Below are 16,402 nucleotides of genomic sequence, written 5' to 3'. Positions count from 1 at the left end.
ATCAGAGCGACCACGCTGCGTGCCACCGACCTAGAGTTCCCTCATCCAGCCGCCTCGGCCAATGGGGCGGCTTGCCGGCAGGGAGCGCCCGACATGCGATTCGTCGACCTTTCACAGGACATCTACCAGGGGATGCAGGTCTACCCCGGGCACCTCAAGACCGTGGTGTTCGACCACGCCACCCACGAGGAGACCGCACCCCGCTTCACGGGCGGCTTCTCGTTCCAGACCAAGGGCATCATCGTCAACGACAACGGCCCGACCCACGTCGACTCCTTCTCGCATCTCGACCCCGACCCGTCCGCGCAGACCATCGACCAGATGTCGCTGGACCTGTTCTACGGCCCGGCGGTCTGCCTCGACGTCGCGCACGTCGGCGCCGGCCAGGACATCACCGCCGAGCACCTCGACGCGGCGCAGGACGCCGTCGACGTGACCGTCGAACGCGGCGACATCCTGCTGCTGCACACCGGGACGCACGGCCGATACGCCGGGCGGCCGCGATACCTCACCGACTTCCCCGGCCTCGGGGAGAGCGGCAGCGAATGGATCGTCGAGCACGGCGTGAAGACGTTCGGCGTGGACAGCCCCACACCCGACAACCCGACCAGCAAGTCCTACCCGTGCCACATGATGTGCCGTCGCCACCACATCACCCACTACGAGAACCTCACCAACCTCGACCAGCTGATCGGCCGGCGGTTCACGTTCGCCGGCTTCCCGCTGAAGGTGCTCGGCGCCCACGGCGGCCCGACCCGCGCCGTCGCCCTGCTGGACGGTCCGGCGTGACCACCACCGGCCCGTCCAGCGTCCCGTCCGCCGGCCCGTCCGCCTTCCCGGGCGACCGGGTGGCCGGCCGCACCGCCCTCGTGACCGGCGGCGGCAGCGGGCTCGGCCGCGCGATCGCCCTGGCCCTCGCGGCCCGCGGCGCCCGGGTGATCGCGGTCGGCCGCGGCCGGACCCGGCTCGATGCCGTGGCGGCCGAGGCCGAGGGCATGCCCGGGAGCGTCCGGGCCGCTGTGGCCGACGTGGCCGACCCGGCCGGCGTCGCCGCGCTGGCCGCGGAGGTCTCCGGCGAGACGGTGGAGATCCTCGTCAACAACGCCGGCGTCCCCGGGCCCGTCGCGCCGCTGGTCGACATCGAGCCCGACGAGTGGGACGAGGTCTTCGCCGTCAACGTCCGCGGCATCTACCTGATGTGCCGGGCGTTCCTTCCGGCCATGGTCGAGCGGGGCGCGGGAGACGTGATCAACCTGGCGTCGGTGAGCGGCAAGCGCCCGCTGACCCGCCGCACGCCGTACACCGCGTCGAAGATGGCGGTGATCGGGCTGACCACGACGCTGGCGTACGAGGTCGGCCCGGCGGGCGTCTCGGTGAACTGCCTGTCGCCCGGCCCGGTCGAGGGGCCGCGGATGACCCGCAACTTCACACTGGAGGCCGAGCGCACCGGGACGACGTACGAGGAGGCCGAGGAGGCGTACACGTCGCGGGCGGCGCTGCACCGGATGCTCACGGAGGACGAGGTGGCCGCCGCCGTTGTGGCGATGCTGCACATGCCCGGCCTGTGCGCGGCCGACATCGACCTGTCGGCGGGGATGGTGGCGCGCTAGGCGTGCCCGGGGCTGCCGTGACCCCGCGCCGAGGACGGGCCGGCCCGGCTTCAGCCCTGGCTGAGGAGGTAGTCGAGCACGACGGCATGTGACGACGCGAGGTGGGCGCGGGTGAGCTCGGCGGCGGCCGGTGCGTCCTGCGCCTTCACCGCGTCCAGGATCTGCCGGTGCTCCTCCTGCAGGTGCCCGGACCGGCCGATCACATCGAGGTGGAGGTAGACGTAGCGGTCGGTGAGCCGCCGCAGCTGCTCGACCAGCGCGATCATGCGCGGCCGTCCGGCCAGCGTGTAGACCTCCGCGTGGAAGGCCGCATTGGTCTCCAGCCAGTCGCCCGGCCGGATGTCCGGGTCGTCCATCAGCGCGAGCAGGCGGGTCATCCGCGCGACGCCGGCCCGGCCGACCCGCGGGACACCGAGCCGGGTGGCGATCGGCTCGACCGCCTCGCGCAGTTCGTACAGCTCCTGCAGGTCGTCGATGGACAGCGGGGTCACCACCGCGGTGGTGCCGCGCAGCTCGACCAGCCCCTCGCCGGCGAGCTGCCGGAGGGCGTCGCGGACCGGGATGCGGCTGACGCCGTACTCCTCGGCCAGCCCGGACTGCGACAGCGCGGATCCCGGCGGGAGCAGCCCGCCGGACACGCGCTCGCGCAGGCTTCCCGCCACTCGCGCGGCGGCCGACTCGGTGGTCACGTGAGCAGTCTGCCGTAAAACCACGTCAGCCCTCGCCGCGCCGGAGCGAGCCGACCACGAGCCGGTCGATGGACACGTCGAGGGCCCGCTCGTCGCCGACGTCGCCGAACACCCGGAGCATGTCCTTGATGTCGCCGTGCACCCGGGGGCTGTGGCCGCGCAGCCGCGCGACCATCTCGTCCACTCGCCCGGTCAGGGCGGCACGTGTCTCGACCACCTCGTTCAGCAGGCCGAGTTCGGCCGCCCTGCCGGCGGGCAGCGGCTCTCCCGTCGCGGTGAGCCAGAACGCCTGCCGGCGGCCGACCACGCGAGGCAGCCAGGCGAGGACCAGTGCCGGCGCGAGGCCGATCCCGACCTCGGGGAAGCGGAACGTCGCGTCGCGCACCGCCACCGACACGTCGAACGCCGCCACGACGCCGACGCCGAACCCGGCCGCGTCGCCCTGCACCTCGGCGACGGTCACCAGCCGCGTCCGCCGGGCGGAGCGGGTGAGATCGGCGAGTGCCTCGGCCTCCGCCCGCACCTCGGCCGGGCTCGACCCGCCGCGGTCGCGGCCGAGGCAGAACGCCTCGCCGTCCGCCCGCAGCCGCAGCACGTGCGCGCCCTCCGGCGGGTCGTCCAGCACGGCCGTCAGCTGTTCGCACAGCGCGATGCTGAACAGGTTGCCCGGGGGACGCGACAGCTCGGCCAGGATCACGCCGTCCTCTACAGGGTGGATGGTCAGCTCGCTCATCAGTTCAGCCTTCCGGTCGTTTTTCCGCCGTACCAGTCGACGTCGTCGGGTGCCGTGCGGACGGTCACCGCACGCACGTGGGTGAAGTCGTGGAACGACTCCCAGCCGCCCTCGCGGCCGATGCCGCTCTCCTTGAGACCGCCCCAGGGGGAGGACGGGTCCAGGCGGTGGTGGTCGTTGACCCAGACCATCCCCGCCTCCAGCCGGGACGCGACCCGGTGGGCGCGGGCGATGTCGCGGGTCCAGATCGCGGAGCCGAGGGCGTACGGGGAGTCGTTGGCGATCGCGACGGCCTCGTCCTCGTCGTCGAAGGGGATTACCACCACGACGGGCCCGAAGATCTCCTCGCGGGCCACGGCCATGTCGTTGGTGACGTCCGCCAGCACGGTCGGCTCCACGAAGAAGCCGCCCTCCAACCCGGGCACGGTCGCGGCGCCGCCACCGGTGACGACGCGGGCGCCGGCCTGGACGGCGCCGCCGATGCGGGCGAGGATCCGGTCCCGGGCCCTGCCGGAGATCACCGGGCCGAGCTGCGTGGACTCCTCCGCGGGGTCGCCGATGCGGATCCCCTCGGCGATGGCGGTCAGCGCACTGAGGAACTCGTCGTGGACGCTGCGCTGCACCACCAGCCGGCTGCCCGCGATGCAGGTCTGGCCGGAGCCGATGAAGCCGCCGAACGCGGCGCCGCGCGCGGCCACACCGGCCGGGGTGTCGCCGAAGACGAGGACCGGCGACTTGCCGCCGAGTTCGAGGGTGGTCCTGGCGAAGCGGCGCGCCGCCGCGAGCGCGATCGACCGGCCCGGTTCCGTGCCGCCGGTGAACACCACCTTCTTCACCTGCGGATGCTCGGTGAGGGCGGCGCCGACGACCGGGCCGAGGCCGTTCACGACGTTGAGCACGCCGTCCGGGACACCGGCCTCGCGGGCGATGTCGGCCAGCAGCATCGCGGTGAGCGGGGTCTGCTCGGACGGCTTCAGCACCACCGAGTTGCCGGTCGCGAGCGCGGGCGCGAGGGACTTCGACGCGATCATCATCGGGTGGTTGAACGAGGCCAGGATCGTGACGACGCCGAGGGGGAGCCGGGTGGTGTAGGAGTGGTAGGGCCCCGGCATCGGCACCACCGCGTCACGGTCGGCGAGCAGCAGCGAGGCGTTATAGCGGTACCACTCGGGCAGCCTGGTGATCTGGGCCTTGGTCTCGGTGAGCGGCCGGCCGTTGTTGGCGGTCTCCAGCCGGTAGAGGTCGCTCATCCGTGCCGCGATCCCGTCGGCGAACCGGTGCAGGATCCGCGACCGCTCATGGATCGGCATCCGGCTCCATACGCCGGAGTCGAAGGCGTCCTGCGCCGTCCGGACGGCCAGCTCGACATCGTCCCGGTCGGCGCTGTCGGCGACCGCCAGCAGGCCGCCCGTCGCGGGATTGACGACATCGAGCCGGGGACCTCGCCCCGCCACGGTCCGGCCGCCGATGCGCAGTCCGGTCGCCAGCGGCCCGGACGGCAGTTCGACCGTCGGAGGGATCTCGGCCGGGGTCATGACGCCTCCCTGTTGTATACATCCGAGGCAGACCGTATACAGCCCTTTCGGCATAGGTCAATGCCGTCACGGGTGCGGTGAGGCGACGGAGGACCCGGCGGCGCCGACCATCGAGGTGACCGGGGTGACGGCTTGCGTCATTCCCGGCCCGCGGATTCACGGGCAGCGCCACTGCCCGGACACGGCTTGCGAACGAGACTGCCGGTACGCCGGGACGGACCGCCCCGGAACGCCGGGACAGAACGCCCGGGGCGACGTACAGGAAGCGAGAGAAAGCCGTGAGACTGGGTTACTTCTCGATGCCGCTCCACCCCCGTGGCCGGAGTTGGGCCGAGACCCTCCAGGAGGACCGCGAGGCCGTCATCCTGGCGGACTCGCTGGGTTACCACGACGCGTTCATCGGAGAGCACCTCACCGACCAGCACGAGAACATCACCAACAGCCTGCTCTTCCTCGCGACGCTGATCTCCGACACGCGGCAGATCCGGCTGGCGACCGGCACCACGAACCTGTCGCAGCAGCACCCGGTGCTGGTGGCGGCGAACTCGGCGATGTTCGACCATCTGTCCGGCGGCCGGTTCATCCTCGGCGTCAGCCCGGGCGCGCTGAGTTCGGACGCGGAGGTGCTCGGCATCCTGCACGAGGACCGCAACGGCATCTTCGCCGAGGCGATCGACGTGATCACGAGGATCTGGGAGCTGGACCCGCCGTACTCGATCGACCTGCCGGACAACCGGTTCAAGGTCACCACCGAGACCACCCTGGACCCCGACCTGGGCGTCGGCGTCCTGCCGAAGCCGCTCCAGCGGCCCCGCCCCGAGATCGTCGGCACCGTCGTCGCACCGTTCTCCAAGGGCGTCATCGCGATGGGCCGGCGGGACTTCCACCCCCTGTCGGCCAACTTCCTGCTCCCGCAGTGGGTGGCCACGCACTGGCCCAACTACGTCCAGGGCAAGGAGGCCGCCGGCCGGGCGGCCGACCCCGCCGACTGGCGCGTGGCCCGCACGGTGTTCGTCGCCGACGACCCGGCGGTGGCGCGGGCCTACGGCCGCGACTACGAGAACAGCCCCTACCGGTTCTATTACTCGCAGATGCTGACGAAGATGCGGAAACTCGGGCGTCTCGGGCTGTTCACGACGCATCGCGACCAGCCGGACGAGGAGGTCACGCTCGACGGCGTCCTCGACGAGCTGGTCATCACCGGGACGCCCGAGTCGGTCACCGAGCAGATCCTCGCCTTCCGCGAGGAGATCGGGGAGTTCGGCGAGCTCGTGTACGCCGGGCTGGACTGGGTCGACCCGCAGCTCGCCCGCCGCTCGATGGAGCTGATGGCGCAGAAGGTCATGCCCGCGGTCAACGCGTCGCTGGGCTCGTCGGCATGACCGACCGCCTGCCGATGCCGCCGGACGCCCAGCTCACGGAAGACCAGCGCGAGGCCGCCGCGCGCCTCGCCTCCGGGCCGCGCGGCGCGGTGTTCGGGCCGTTCGTCCCGCTGCTGCGCAGCCCGGAACTGATGACCCGGCTCCAGTTGGTCGGGGAGTACCTGCGGTTCGACGGCGCACTTGACGACGATCTCGTCGAACTGGTGATCCTCTACATCGCCCGGGCCTGGGACCAGGATTTCGAGTTCGGTCACCACAGGCCGCTGGCGTTGGCGGCCGGGCTTCCCGAGGATGTCGTCGACGCCGTGGCTCGGGGCGTCCGTCCGCTGGGCGGCCGCCCCGAGGTCGGGCTCGTGTACGACCTGCTGGACGAGTTGCACACCACGCGCCGGGTCTCCGACACGACCTACGCCCTCGCCGTGGAGGCGCTGGGGGAGGTGCGCGTCGTCGAGGCGGTCGGCACGGCCGGCTACTACACCACCTTGGCGATGACGATGAACGCGGCGTGTACGCCCCCGCCCGACGGGGCGCCGCGACTGCCGGCGCGGGAGCGAGGATGACGGCTCCGTCGAAGCCTCCGCTGGTCCTTCTGCACCCGCTGGGAGTCGATCACCGGTTCTGGCGGCCCGTGGTCGAGGCGTTGCCCGCTGGCATGGGCGACGTGATCGTCCCCGACCTGCTGGGGCACGGGGCCGCCCCGCCGCCGCCGCGGCGTGCGTCGATCGACGACTTCGCCGACGCGGTCGAGACCGGCATCGCCCGGCACGGCCGGGTCCACCTCGTTGGGATGTCGCTCGGCGGCCTGGTCGCGCAGGTACTCGCCGCCCGGCGCCCCGACCTGGTGGAGCGGCTCGTCATCGCGGACTCCGTGGCCGTCTACCCCGGAGCCATGCGGGCGATGTGGCGCGACCGGGCGGCCAAGGTGCGGCGCGAAGGCATCGAGGGCGTCGTCGAGGCGACGGAGGCGCTGTGGTTCTCCCGGATGTTCCGCCGGGACGAGACCGATGCGGTCGCGCGCGTGCGCCGCATCCTCCTCTCCTGCGACCCCGAGGGGTACGCCCGCACGTGCGGGGCCTTGGCGGTCGTGGACACCACCGACGCGGTGAGGTCGATCACCGCACCCGTCCTGGTGACGTGCGGCGAAGACGACGCGCCGCCGTTCCGGCAGGCGGCCCAGTGGTTCGGCGAGACGCTGCCGGAGCCGACGGTGGCGTGGCTCCCGGGCGGGCACGCCACTGCATACGAGCACCCGAAGCGGTTCGCGGACCTGGTGGCGGACTTCCTCTCCTGACTCTCCCGACCGTCCGCGCTCTTCGGTCAGGACGGATCGCCCACCCGCTCCACGAGCCCGGACCGGGCACTGCGGGTGATCGCCTCGAACGCCTCGACGTTGTGCAGCATCTCCTCGTACGGCACCGGGTACGGCGTCCCACCGGCGGCCGCACGCGCGAACGCCTCGATGTTCTCGCGGACGCTCGGGTGCGGCGGAAAGAACACGCTCTCGGGTTCCGCGCCCCGGCGCACCGTCGTGACGTCCCAGCCCCGGGGGTCCTCAGGATGGTTGCGGTCGCGGATCTCGACCCACGCCTTGGACCCGAGCACCGTCAGCCGCCCGGCGAACGGCGTGGTCAGGACGGCCGTGATCATGGCGGTCCGGCCGTTCTCGAAACCGAGGGTGACCGTGAGGGTGTCGCCGTTCGCGAACGCCGTGGCATGCGTCCCGAGTCGGGCCCACACCTCCACCGGCCGGCCGAGAACGGCGATCGCCAGGTCCACCATGTGGATGCCGGTCGCCGACAGCGGGCCCACCGGTGCGTCCGCGGCGGACAGCCGCCAGTTGTCGGCGGGCAGGTCCAGGAACTTGTCCTGGCTGAAATTGCCCTCGAACACCAGCGGCGTGCCCAGCTCGCCGCTCCGGCACATCTCCCGCAGCCGCCGGACGGCCGGCTCGAAGCGGCGCTCATGGCCGATGCCGAGCTGCACCCCCGCCGCCTGCACCGCCGCGATCGCGGCCCGCGCCTCGCGGGCGGTGGCGGCCAGCGGCTTCTCGCAGAACACGTGCCTGCCGGCCTCGGCCGCGGCCACGATCTGCTCCGCGTGCATCCGGTGCGGCGAGCAGAGGACCACGGCGTCGACGGTCTCGTCCGCGAGAGCCTCGTCCAGCGAGGCCGCCACACGGACGCCGCGCGCGGCCACGTCCGCACGGGCGGACTCGGCGACGTCCACCCCCAGGACGACCCGCACGTGCTCACTCTCGGCCAGGTCGGTGACGATCTTCCGGCCCCACCATCCGAGGCCCACGACGGCTGTGTTGATCACCCTTGAAGTCAAGCCCCGGCACTCGGGAAGGCGCACTCTCCCGCGACGTCACATCCAGCCGCCGCGATGGCGGAATCCGTCAGTCCCCCTGGACGCCTCGCAGGGTAGGACGGGCCGCCTTACGGCCCCCGGCACCCGCGCATCGGCCGTCTCACGGCATGCGTGAGTGCCTGCCGTACCGGCCCTTTGTTCAATGGCACTACCCAGGCCGGCCTGCCGGTCCCGTTAGCGACGACGGAGGTAGGAATGGAACTCGCCCACGGCAGGCAACCGGTGGACGCCGCCCACTTCCGGCACGTTGCCGGCCACCTCGCCAGCGGGGTCACCGTCATCACGACCGAAGCGGACGGCAAGCGCCACGGCATGACCGCGAGTTCCGTGACGTCGCTCTCGCTCGACCCGCCGACGATGCTCGCCTGCGTCAACAACGCCGTCCCGACCGCGAAGGCCGTGTCGGCGTCCGGCCGGTACGTCGTGAACGTGCTCGGAGAAGCCCAGGGCGAACTCGCGAAGCAGTTCGCCATCGCCAGCCGCGACAAGTTCCGCGATGTCGCCGTGCACACCGGGACGCTCGGGCTGCCGCTGCTCAGCGACGCCCTCGCGCACATCGAGTGCGAGGTCGTCGAGTCGGTCGCCGGCGGCACCCACACGATCTTCCTCGGGCGGGTGGTGTCCGCGACCGCCGGCGGGGGACAGCCGCTGACGTACTTCTGCGGCGGCTTCGGCCGGTTCGAGTTCGCTCGCGACGACGAAGTCTACGGTCGCGCCCGCGAACTCGTCCTGAGCCGTGCCTACCCCGCCGACCATGCGCTGCCGCTCGCGGAACTGGCCGAGCAGCTCGGTGTCGACCAGGCGGCCGCCTTCTACGCGCTGACCCGGCTGTCGGCGGACTGGCTGGTCCGCCGCGACCCCGACCGCGGCTACGTCATCGCGCCGTTCGACGTGCGCACCTCCGACGAGACCTTCGACGCCCGGCTCGCGATCGAACTCGGCGCCATCGCGCTCTCGATCCACCGGGTCACCGACGAGGAGGTGGAAGAACTGCGCCGCCGCTTCGACACCATGGCCGCACTACTCGTCGGCGACCGGTTCGTGGACTTCGACCGCTACCTCGACGCCAACTACGCCTTCCACGAATACCTCGTGTCCCTCGTCCGCAACCCGCTGCTCACGTCGATGTTCGGCCGCCTCAGCATCAAGAGCGTGATGACACGCTCATTCGGCTCGACGCCCGAGACATCTCAGCGGTTCGTGCAGGCCCAGGGCCGCCTAGTGGACGCCTTCGGCCAACGCGATGCCCACGCCGCGAACCAGGCCGCCATCGACTACTGCGAACTGGCGAAGGAGCGCGTCCGCGAAATCCTGGCCGCCACCGGCGGCCGCCTCTAAAGGACACGCCCCGCGCGGGCCTTTCCGAGCCTTCGGAACCGCTCCAAGCGCCGCCCGAAGCCGCCCGCCTGCACGCAGTTCGGGCATCGCGGTTCGGGCATCGCGGTACTCGCCGCCGCGGGGCCGGCCGGCATCGGCGGGCTCGCCGCCGCGGTGGCGCCGGACGCCGGGTCGGCCGGGCGGGCCCTCTGCTCGGCCGGCTGCTCAGCCAGTGCCGAGGGGCGTCTTGGTGAGGCGGATGGTGCCGTCCTCGCCGGGGCGGGGGGCCGGCCGGTATCCCTCGCTCCGGTAGAGCGCGATGTTGTTCCGGCTGCCCGCCCCCGTGGACAGGACGATGTGGCGGCAGGTCGGGTCGGCGGCGGCCTCCGCCTGGTGGAGCAGCCAGCGTCCCAGGCCGCGTCCGCGCAGATCGGGGACGACGCCGAGCCGTCCCACGTGCCATTCGGCGTCGTCGCGGCGGGTCCGCACCATGCCGAGGAGCCGGCCGTCCCGCCATAGCCCGATCGCGTGCCAGTTCGCGAGCCAGTCACGTACCTGCTCGACGGACTCGTGCAGCGCGGGGACGGTCAGGGGGTCGTTGGCGAGAGCCTCGTCCACCCAGCAGCACCGTTGCAGGACGGTCACCTCGGGGGCGTCGTCCGGCGTCAATCGCCGCAGGTAGGATCCCGGCTCGGGTCCGGCCTGCGAGGTGGGCCGTGCGCGCTCTCGCATCGGCCGGAGCGCGTGGGCGACCCGGACCAGTTCGTCCAGGACGGCGATCGCGGCCTTGCCGGCAGCGGCGGCGGGACGCACTCGCCCGTCGCGCACGTCGTCGGCGATGCGGAGCGCGACCGTGGATCCCAGCGGTACCAGGCGCAGTGTGGTCACCACTTGTTTGGCGTGCTGCACCGCCCGTGTGCCCGCCGAGGTGTTGCCGTAGCTGATGAAACCGACCGGTTTCCACGCCCACTCGCTGGAGAGGTAGTCCAGCGCGTTCTTCAGGGACGCCGGCATCCCGTAGTTGTACTCCGGTGTCACGACGATGAGGCCGTCCACGGCGTCCACGATCGCGCTCCACCTGCGCGTGTGCTCGTGGCGGTACACGCCCGCGGACGGATGCTCCTCCTCGTCGAGGAACGGGAGATCGAGGTCGGCGAGGGCCACCGGCACCAGTTCGGCGCCGAGTTCGGCGGCGCGGGGCGTGATCGTCTCGGTCAGCCACGCCCCCACCGCGGGGCCGAGCGCGCCGGGGCGGGTGCTGCACACCAGCACGAGGATGCGAGCCTGTTTCGTTGACATGTAAACGAATGTAGGAGATAGGTTGTTTACATGTCAATGAAACCGTCGCATGAGTCCGTGCGCTGGCTGACTCCGGACGAGGAGCGGGCGTGGCGGGCCTTCCGCCGCATGATGACCGCCGTCCAGACCGGCACCGCGCGCGACCTCGCCCGGGTCGGTCTCTCCGAGCCCGACTACGAGGTGCTCAGCACGCTGTCGGAACGGCCGGACCACGCCGGCACCCTGCACGGCCAGGCCGCGAAGATGGGCTGGTCGCGCAGCCGCCTGTCCCGGCACGCCTCCCGCATGGAGGCGCGCGGCCTCATCCGCCGCGTACCCGACCCGGCCGACGGAAGGGGCTGCCTCCTCGTCCTCACCGAACACGGCCTGGACACCCTGATGGACGCCGCCCCCGCACACGTGGAATCGGTGCGCCGCCATTTCATCGATCTTCTGGCACCGGACGACCTCGCTGCCCTGGAGCACATCGCCGCCAAGGTGAAGGCCCCAGACGAGCCGCACCGGCCACTCCAGCCCTGACGCCGTCCGCTCGGCCGTTCCGAGACCGGAGTACGGAGGCCCTGGCGGTCGAGCATTACCGATCGCCCCGCAGAACAGCGAGGCGACGGTTTTCCATGGTTGGTCGACCGTCACCTATCAGGAGTACGCGCACCCACGTGAGCTAACGACAGGACGCCCAGCCGCCCCGAAGACCCGCAACCTCCGCATGCGAACCCCCGATCTTCCGATCGCAGTGCCGTGCTGCAATCATCGTCTCCTCCATTGCGGCGGTGTTCACCCGGCCCCGACTCGCCCGCGTACGAGGCGTCCAAGGGCGCCGTGTCGATGCTCACCCGCTCGCTGGCCGCGTCCTACGCCCTCGCGTCGGCATCAACGCCGTCGCACCCGGAGCGGTCGAAAACCGGCCCCTCCCTGGCCGACCTGCACTTCCCGCGAGCGATGCTGCGGCTCCCGCATCCCCCGCCCGTCGCCGCCCCGGAGGACGTCGCCGCCGTAACCGCGTTCTTGCTCGGCGACGATGCCCCGGCTACCTGACCGGGCAAGTGATAACCGTTGACGGCGGCCTGTCCCTGAAACTCACCTGACCGGCCCCGAACTTGCGCCTTCCCGCACCGGCTACAAGAGCCGCCGCCATTCACGAGCGCACCCGCGCGTCCGGCGCCGCCGCCACCCGGCTACGCCGGATCGTCCCCGCCGGCGCCCACGCCTACAGCAAGGCCGCCGACCAATGGCCACCCACCGCACCGCCGCTCCTCGACCGCAGGGAAGGCGCCCTGGTATGGGACTTCGGCGGTCACCGCTACATCGACCGGTTCACCGAGCTGACCTGCCGCCCGCTCGACCACGCCCACCCCGCCGTGACCGGCGCGGTAACCCGCGCCCTCACCCGCGGTACCGCCTTCCGACTACCGGCCCGCGCGGAACTCGACGCGGCCGAGACGTTTCTGAGCACGGTCGCCGCACCCGACGAAATGGTGAAGTTCGCCAAGAATGGCTCCGACACCATCGACGGCGCCCTCAAGCTCGCCCGCTACGCCACCGGCCGCACCTTGGTCGCCAAGTGCGAGTGGCACCCCCCGAACCTGGGGCCAGGACGCTGAACTTCTCCTACAACAACGTCGGTGACGTCGAGCGGCTCTGCGCCGCTCACGGCGACGACCTGGCCGCCGTCATTCTCGGACCAGTCCGGTTCACCCCACCCGCCCCCGCCTTCTTCGCGCGCCTGCGCCACCTGTGCACTTGAAGGGCCCCACCGGAAACACCAGCGTCAACGCCCGACAGTTGAAGACGCTGTTCCTGGACCTGATGATCCGCTCCGGAACCCTGGTGCGCGGCATCTTCTATCCCACGGCCGCGCACACAGGCCAGCACCTCGAGATGACCGTCCACACCGCCCGGCGTGCCGCGACGGAATGCGCGCGGGCTCTGGACGGCCGAACCAGCCCGCTGCAGCGCACCGCCCGCTGTAGAGCGGACGGCTACTCGCGGACAGCGCTGTACCCGGCGCTACCCGCCCGCAGCATCGCGGCCACACCGTCGGGATACAAAGGCATCCGCTCACTCACCTTGTCCACCGGCACTCAGGACGCAAGCGTCACATCCTCGTCACCACGTCCAGCGGCCAGCGGCTGCCCTCCCGACAGTTGGCGTGGAAGACGACGAACAGATCGTGCAGCTCAGCGTCCAGACGCTCGCTGACATGGACGACAGCACCGACCGCGATGTCGACACCGGCTCCTCCCGAGTCTCCCCGGCAGACTCCAGGTGTCACGGTTGCGCACCAGCAGCACCGCTCACGTCGGCGACCAGGGCATACGCGACGTCGACGCGCTCGGCAGGCGGCGTCACATCCTCCAAGTTCTTCATTGCGGTGGTCAACGCAGGCTCGACGGTCCACGGCGCCGCTCTCGCAGAACTGCAGGATCACCTGCCAGCCGTGAACTTGAATGAAGCAGTGACAGCGCGGATGCTCGTGGTGACGCGGCCAGCGGACTGCCCCGCGCACTGGCTGACGCCTGAAACCTCTGCCCTCGTAGGCTCAGATGTCGAGTTCACCGCTGGTGAACCGGTGCGCCAGTTCCCGCCACGTCTTGCGGTCGACGAGAAGGGGCACGCCGTTAGGACGCTTGGAGTCGCGGACGGCGATCATCCCCGAGACGTGGGCGAGTTCGACACAGTCGCTGCCACTGGCACTGCTCCGGCTGGCCTTGCGCCAACGAGCCTTGGAGAGGTCATCGTGGAGGCTCATGGGATTGCTGGTGCTCCTTGGCGATGTCGGCGATCAGGGCGAGCGAGTCCCCCTCGGAAAGGGCTTGCTCGCAAATGCGGTCAAATCTCACGTTACCGCGCGCGACCTGACCGACGTCTTCGACATAGATCTCCCCGCCCATGCCTTCCAGGTAGATGACGTCCTGGTCGAGTTCCCCCGCGAAGCTCAGCGCGACGAAGGGGCCGTCCATCCCCGCGTGCTCGCCCACCGAGATGGGCATGACGCGGATGCTGATGTTGGGTTTGGCGGAGGCGCTCACGAGCGCTTCAAGCTGCCGGGCCATGACCTGCGGTCCGCCCACCGCGCGCCTGAGCACGGACTCGTCCAGGACGACCGTGTACGAAGGGGCGTTCTCCCGCTCCAGGATCGCACGGCGCGCCATGCGTGCCTGGAGGCGTCGTAGCAGGACGTCTTCGGAGTCTTCTGGGCTCAGGATCCGGATGAGCGCCAGCGCGTAGTCGCTGGTCTGCAGCAGACCGGGTATGAACTGGACCTGCCAGTTGCGGATCGCGGTGGAGTCGTCCTCAAGCTCGGCGAACGATCCGGTCAGGACGTCGTTGAACGCCGACCACCAGCCGCGCTTGCGGATGTCCCGCGCCAACTGCATGAGCGCAAGCTTGACGGCCTCGTCCCCTCCGTAGAGGTCGAGCATCTCCTCGACGTCCGAGGGCTTGGGACGCGTCTTGGCCGTTTCGAAGCGGAGCAGCTTCGGGCGACTCCAACCCAGCGCGGCGGCTGCTCCTTCCATCGTCAGTGCCGTCTTCTCGCGCTGCTGGCGTAGTTGGCGAGCAAGCCGGCGGTGTCTGACTGTCGGACTCTGCGCGTTCGGCATGTTGCTCAGTGTCGCACGCCGATCATGATCCTTAGCGCCTGTCGCGCAAAGAAGTACCAGATGAATCTGAACTAGTACATAGACAGATGCGGTACGTGTAGGCATGATGGCTGTGAGTTACTTCGCTTGTTGATGCTCAGGGCCTGTGCGTGAGCACGCAACGGCCATGCAGATACCAGCGGGGAGACCCGGCCGGAAGGTTGGGCGGTCTCGGACCGGTGTGGCACCACCGGTCCGAGACCTTGATCGGACACCGGAGGTCCAACCCATGCATGATCGTACGAACCCATCACCCGCCCAGGCGATGCCACCCGCCGCAAAACACGGACCCGTTGTCGAATGGGAACGAGTCCGGCCCCCGACGCCGCCCGCGACATTGCCCGCCCCCTGGGGCACGTCCGCCCAGGACCCCGACCAGGCCGTCACCAACCTCAGCAACCGGTTCCCGTCGACCACCATCTGGTTCGGCGAGCACACCGGGAGTTACTGGGCCCTCACTCACACCCAGAACGGCACACCGCGACTCAACGAGGCCGCCACGCCCGCCGAGTTGAACCCGCAACTCGACTCGGTCAACCTCCGCCCGCCGCAGCGGCGTTCACCCAGCGCACTCCAAAGCGGCGTCACCAACCCCACGACGCCCCACCAGAGGCCGGACACACACCCGTCGTCCCTTCACAGGCCCTCGCGAGGACGTGTCCGATGCCGCGGCCGTCACTCCACAACCAGGACTCTGAGCAGGAGCGGACGATGCTGACCGGTGCCCCCGCCGACATCCCGGCCGGCGGCGCCTGCGCCTTCCAACTCCCCGGCGACCGGAGCGCCGCCTCCCACGCACGCTCCCTCGTCGCGGCGACCATGCGCCAACTGGGCTTCACCCCCGACCCGATCGAAGACGCCAGACTCGCAGCCTCCGAACTGGCCACCAATGCGCGTACCCACGCCTGCTCGACCACGCGGCCCGAACTGTGGATCTGGGCGCGCACCCGCCCTACCCCGCAACTGGTCGTCTCCGTCTTCGACACCCACCGCGGCGCCTGGCCGATCGTCCGCGGCGCCGAGTTGCTCGATGAGCACGGTAAGGGGCTGGCCATCGTCGCGGCCTTGGCAGCCGACACCGGCACGCACCGCACCCGCTCACGCCTGACCGCCTCGCCCGGCAAATGCGTCTGGTTCACGATCGCCCTCCCCACCCCATGGCCGACGACCAGCAGCGTCATCGCCCCGATGGCGGCGGCCGATCGGCTCACCGCGGCACTTCGATCCCGCGGCGTCCCCACCACCCGCCGCAGCGACGACAGCGGCATCTCCGTCCTCACCGCAGGAACAGTGAACATCTGGGTCGAGCCCAAGGCGTTCGCCTGGCACAACGGCCACGGCTACACCCGCGAGCCGTTGATCGACCTACAAGAAACCGCCGAACGCATCGTCAGCCACCACGAGACCCACACCCCGACCTCACCAACCTGACGAACCCAATGGCCGAAACCCGGCCCACATTTCCCCGGGGACGCGGCGCCACCTCCCGTCCGCCGCGTCCCCGGCCCCAGCCGCCACCTGTACAGGACGAGACTCCATGCACGCCGCCAACCAGCACGCTCACCTGCTGCAAGCCCTCGAAAAACATCCGCACCCTCGCCGAACGAGCCGACCACAACGCCATCGACCGCCTCCTCACCCAACCGTCCACCACCGGCCACCTCGACGACCACACCCTCGGCTTCCTCCGCCGCGCCCAAGACCTGATCTTCATCACGACACAAACCCTGATGAGCTTCCCCCCGTTCCACGGACACCCGATCTGAGTTGACCTTGATCAACTTGGGAAGGAAGTGTCTCGTGCCACCACCTCACCCGCCCGAGTT

19 protein-coding genes are annotated in these 16,402 nt (G+C 70.7%); 11 read left to right on the top strand and 8 right to left on the bottom strand.

Annotated elements, in window-relative coordinates:
• Positions 1-93: 93 nt before the first annotated feature.
• Complete coding sequence (locus ABZ806_RS31170; protein ID WP_500221007.1) at positions 94-789, top strand: cyclase family protein; 696 nt, start codon at positions 94-96, stop codon at positions 787-789.
• Positions 786-1,610, top strand: a complete 825-nt coding sequence (locus tag ABZ806_RS31165) for an SDR family NAD(P)-dependent oxidoreductase (protein WP_500221006.1) — start codon at positions 786-788, stop codon at positions 1,608-1,610. The genes ABZ806_RS31170 and ABZ806_RS31165 overlap by 4 nt, the downstream gene beginning before the upstream one ends.
• A 50-nt stretch (positions 1,611-1,660) precedes the next feature.
• On the opposite strand, the gene ABZ806_RS31160 is transcribed toward ABZ806_RS31165, so the two are convergent.
• From ABZ806_RS31160 to ABZ806_RS31150, 3 genes are read right to left on the bottom strand one after another with little or no spacing between them, the layout of a single operon-like run.
• Positions 1,661-2,299 carry a GntR family transcriptional regulator gene (locus ABZ806_RS31160; RefSeq protein WP_500221005.1) on the bottom strand — a complete coding sequence of 213 codons (639 nt, stop codon included), beginning with the start codon at positions 2,297-2,299 and terminating at the stop codon, positions 1,661-1,663.
• Between the two features lie 25 nt (positions 2,300-2,324).
• Positions 2,325-3,032: an enoyl-CoA hydratase/isomerase family protein gene (locus ABZ806_RS31155; RefSeq protein WP_500221004.1), complete on the bottom strand. Its 708-nt coding sequence runs from the start codon at positions 3,030-3,032 to the stop codon at positions 2,325-2,327.
• Entirely contained in the window at positions 3,032-4,567 is a 1,536-nt protein-coding gene (locus tag ABZ806_RS31150; protein WP_500221003.1) for an aldehyde dehydrogenase, read from the bottom strand. Before ABZ806_RS31150 ends, ABZ806_RS31155 begins: the two co-directional genes overlap by 1 nt.
• Positions 4,568-4,845: 278 nt before the next feature.
• On the opposite strand from ABZ806_RS31150, the gene ABZ806_RS31145 reads away from it, so the two are divergent.
• The 3 genes from ABZ806_RS31145 to ABZ806_RS31135 are packed head-to-tail and all read left to right on the top strand — an operon-like array spanning position 4,846 to position 7,240.
• Positions 4,846-5,949, top strand: coding sequence for an LLM class flavin-dependent oxidoreductase (locus tag ABZ806_RS31145; RefSeq protein ID WP_500221002.1), 1,104 nt, complete (start codon positions 4,846-4,848; stop codon positions 5,947-5,949).
• The gene (locus ABZ806_RS31140; RefSeq protein ID WP_500221001.1) at positions 5,946-6,509 is read left to right on the top strand and encodes a carboxymuconolactone decarboxylase family protein; all 564 of its coding nucleotides are present in this window, start codon (positions 5,946-5,948) and stop codon (positions 6,507-6,509) included. Before ABZ806_RS31145 ends, ABZ806_RS31140 begins: the two co-directional genes overlap by 4 nt.
• On the top strand, positions 6,506-7,240 hold the full coding sequence (locus ABZ806_RS31135) for an alpha/beta fold hydrolase (protein WP_500221000.1): 735 nt from the start codon (positions 6,506-6,508) through the stop codon (positions 7,238-7,240). Before ABZ806_RS31140 ends, ABZ806_RS31135 begins: the two co-directional genes overlap by 4 nt.
• Positions 7,241-7,266: 26 nt before the next feature.
• On the opposite strand, the gene ABZ806_RS31130 is transcribed toward ABZ806_RS31135, so the two are convergent.
• Complete coding sequence (locus tag ABZ806_RS31130; RefSeq protein ID WP_500220999.1) at positions 7,267-8,268, bottom strand: Gfo/Idh/MocA family protein; 1,002 nt, start codon at positions 8,266-8,268, stop codon at positions 7,267-7,269.
• Between the two features lie 246 nt (positions 8,269-8,514).
• On the opposite strand from ABZ806_RS31130, the gene ABZ806_RS31125 reads away from it, so the two are divergent.
• Positions 8,515-9,657, top strand: coding sequence for a flavin reductase (locus tag ABZ806_RS31125; RefSeq protein WP_500220998.1), 1,143 nt, complete (start codon positions 8,515-8,517; stop codon positions 9,655-9,657).
• A 204-nt stretch (positions 9,658-9,861) separates the two neighbouring features.
• Here ABZ806_RS31125 and ABZ806_RS31120 read toward each other — a convergent pair whose 3' ends face one another.
• Complete coding sequence (locus ABZ806_RS31120) at positions 9,862-10,935, bottom strand: GNAT family N-acetyltransferase (protein ID WP_500220997.1); 1,074 nt, start codon at positions 10,933-10,935, stop codon at positions 9,862-9,864.
• A 57-nt stretch (positions 10,936-10,992) separates the two neighbouring features.
• Between ABZ806_RS31120 and ABZ806_RS31115 the strand changes: the two genes are divergently transcribed.
• The 3 genes from ABZ806_RS31115 (at position 10,993) to ABZ806_RS31105 (ending at position 12,536) form a co-directional block, all read left to right on the top strand.
• The gene (locus ABZ806_RS31115; RefSeq protein ID WP_500220996.1) at positions 10,993-11,454 is read left to right on the top strand and encodes a MarR family winged helix-turn-helix transcriptional regulator; all 462 of its coding nucleotides are present in this window, start codon (positions 10,993-10,995) and stop codon (positions 11,452-11,454) included.
• A 243-nt stretch (positions 11,455-11,697) separates the two neighbouring features.
• Positions 11,698-11,970, top strand: coding sequence for a hypothetical protein (locus ABZ806_RS31110; protein WP_500220995.1), 273 nt, complete (start codon positions 11,698-11,700; stop codon positions 11,968-11,970).
• Positions 11,971-12,032: 62 nt separating this feature from the next.
• Complete coding sequence (locus tag ABZ806_RS31105; RefSeq protein ID WP_500220994.1) at positions 12,033-12,536, top strand: aminotransferase class III-fold pyridoxal phosphate-dependent enzyme; 504 nt, start codon at positions 12,033-12,035, stop codon at positions 12,534-12,536.
• Between the two features lie 494 nt (positions 12,537-13,030).
• On the opposite strand, the gene ABZ806_RS31100 is transcribed toward ABZ806_RS31105, so the two are convergent.
• From ABZ806_RS31100 to ABZ806_RS31090, 3 genes are all read right to left on the bottom strand, one after another.
• Entirely contained in the window at positions 13,031-13,207 is a 177-nt protein-coding gene (locus ABZ806_RS31100) for a hypothetical protein (protein WP_500220993.1), read from the bottom strand.
• A 267-nt stretch (positions 13,208-13,474) separates the two neighbouring features.
• Complete coding sequence (locus ABZ806_RS31095) at positions 13,475-13,684, bottom strand: DUF397 domain-containing protein (protein ID WP_500220992.1); 210 nt, start codon at positions 13,682-13,684, stop codon at positions 13,475-13,477.
• Positions 13,668-14,537 carry a helix-turn-helix domain-containing protein gene (locus ABZ806_RS31090; RefSeq protein ID WP_500220991.1) on the bottom strand — a complete coding sequence of 290 codons (870 nt, stop codon included), beginning with the start codon at positions 14,535-14,537 and terminating at the stop codon, positions 13,668-13,670. The genes ABZ806_RS31095 and ABZ806_RS31090 overlap by 17 nt, the downstream gene beginning before the upstream one ends.
• A 702-nt stretch (positions 14,538-15,239) precedes the next feature.
• On the opposite strand from ABZ806_RS31090, the gene ABZ806_RS31085 reads away from it, so the two are divergent.
• Both ABZ806_RS31085 and ABZ806_RS31080 read left to right on the top strand, forming a co-directional pair.
• Positions 15,240-16,007 (top strand): ATP-binding protein, encoded by a 768-nt coding sequence (locus tag ABZ806_RS31085; RefSeq protein ID WP_500220990.1) that lies wholly within the window; start codon positions 15,240-15,242, stop codon positions 16,005-16,007.
• An 8-nt stretch (positions 16,008-16,015) separates the two neighbouring features.
• Positions 16,016-16,342, top strand: a complete 327-nt coding sequence (locus ABZ806_RS31080) for a hypothetical protein (RefSeq protein WP_500220989.1) — start codon at positions 16,016-16,018, stop codon at positions 16,340-16,342.
• Positions 16,343-16,402: the final 60 nt, after the last annotated feature.

The sequence above is a fragment of the Spirillospora sp. NPDC047418 genome, from assembly GCF_040643275.1.
Taxonomy (GTDB): domain Bacteria; phylum Actinomycetota; class Actinomycetes; order Streptosporangiales; family Streptosporangiaceae; genus Spirillospora.
This window is presented reverse-complemented; position numbering and strand designations above follow the sequence as displayed.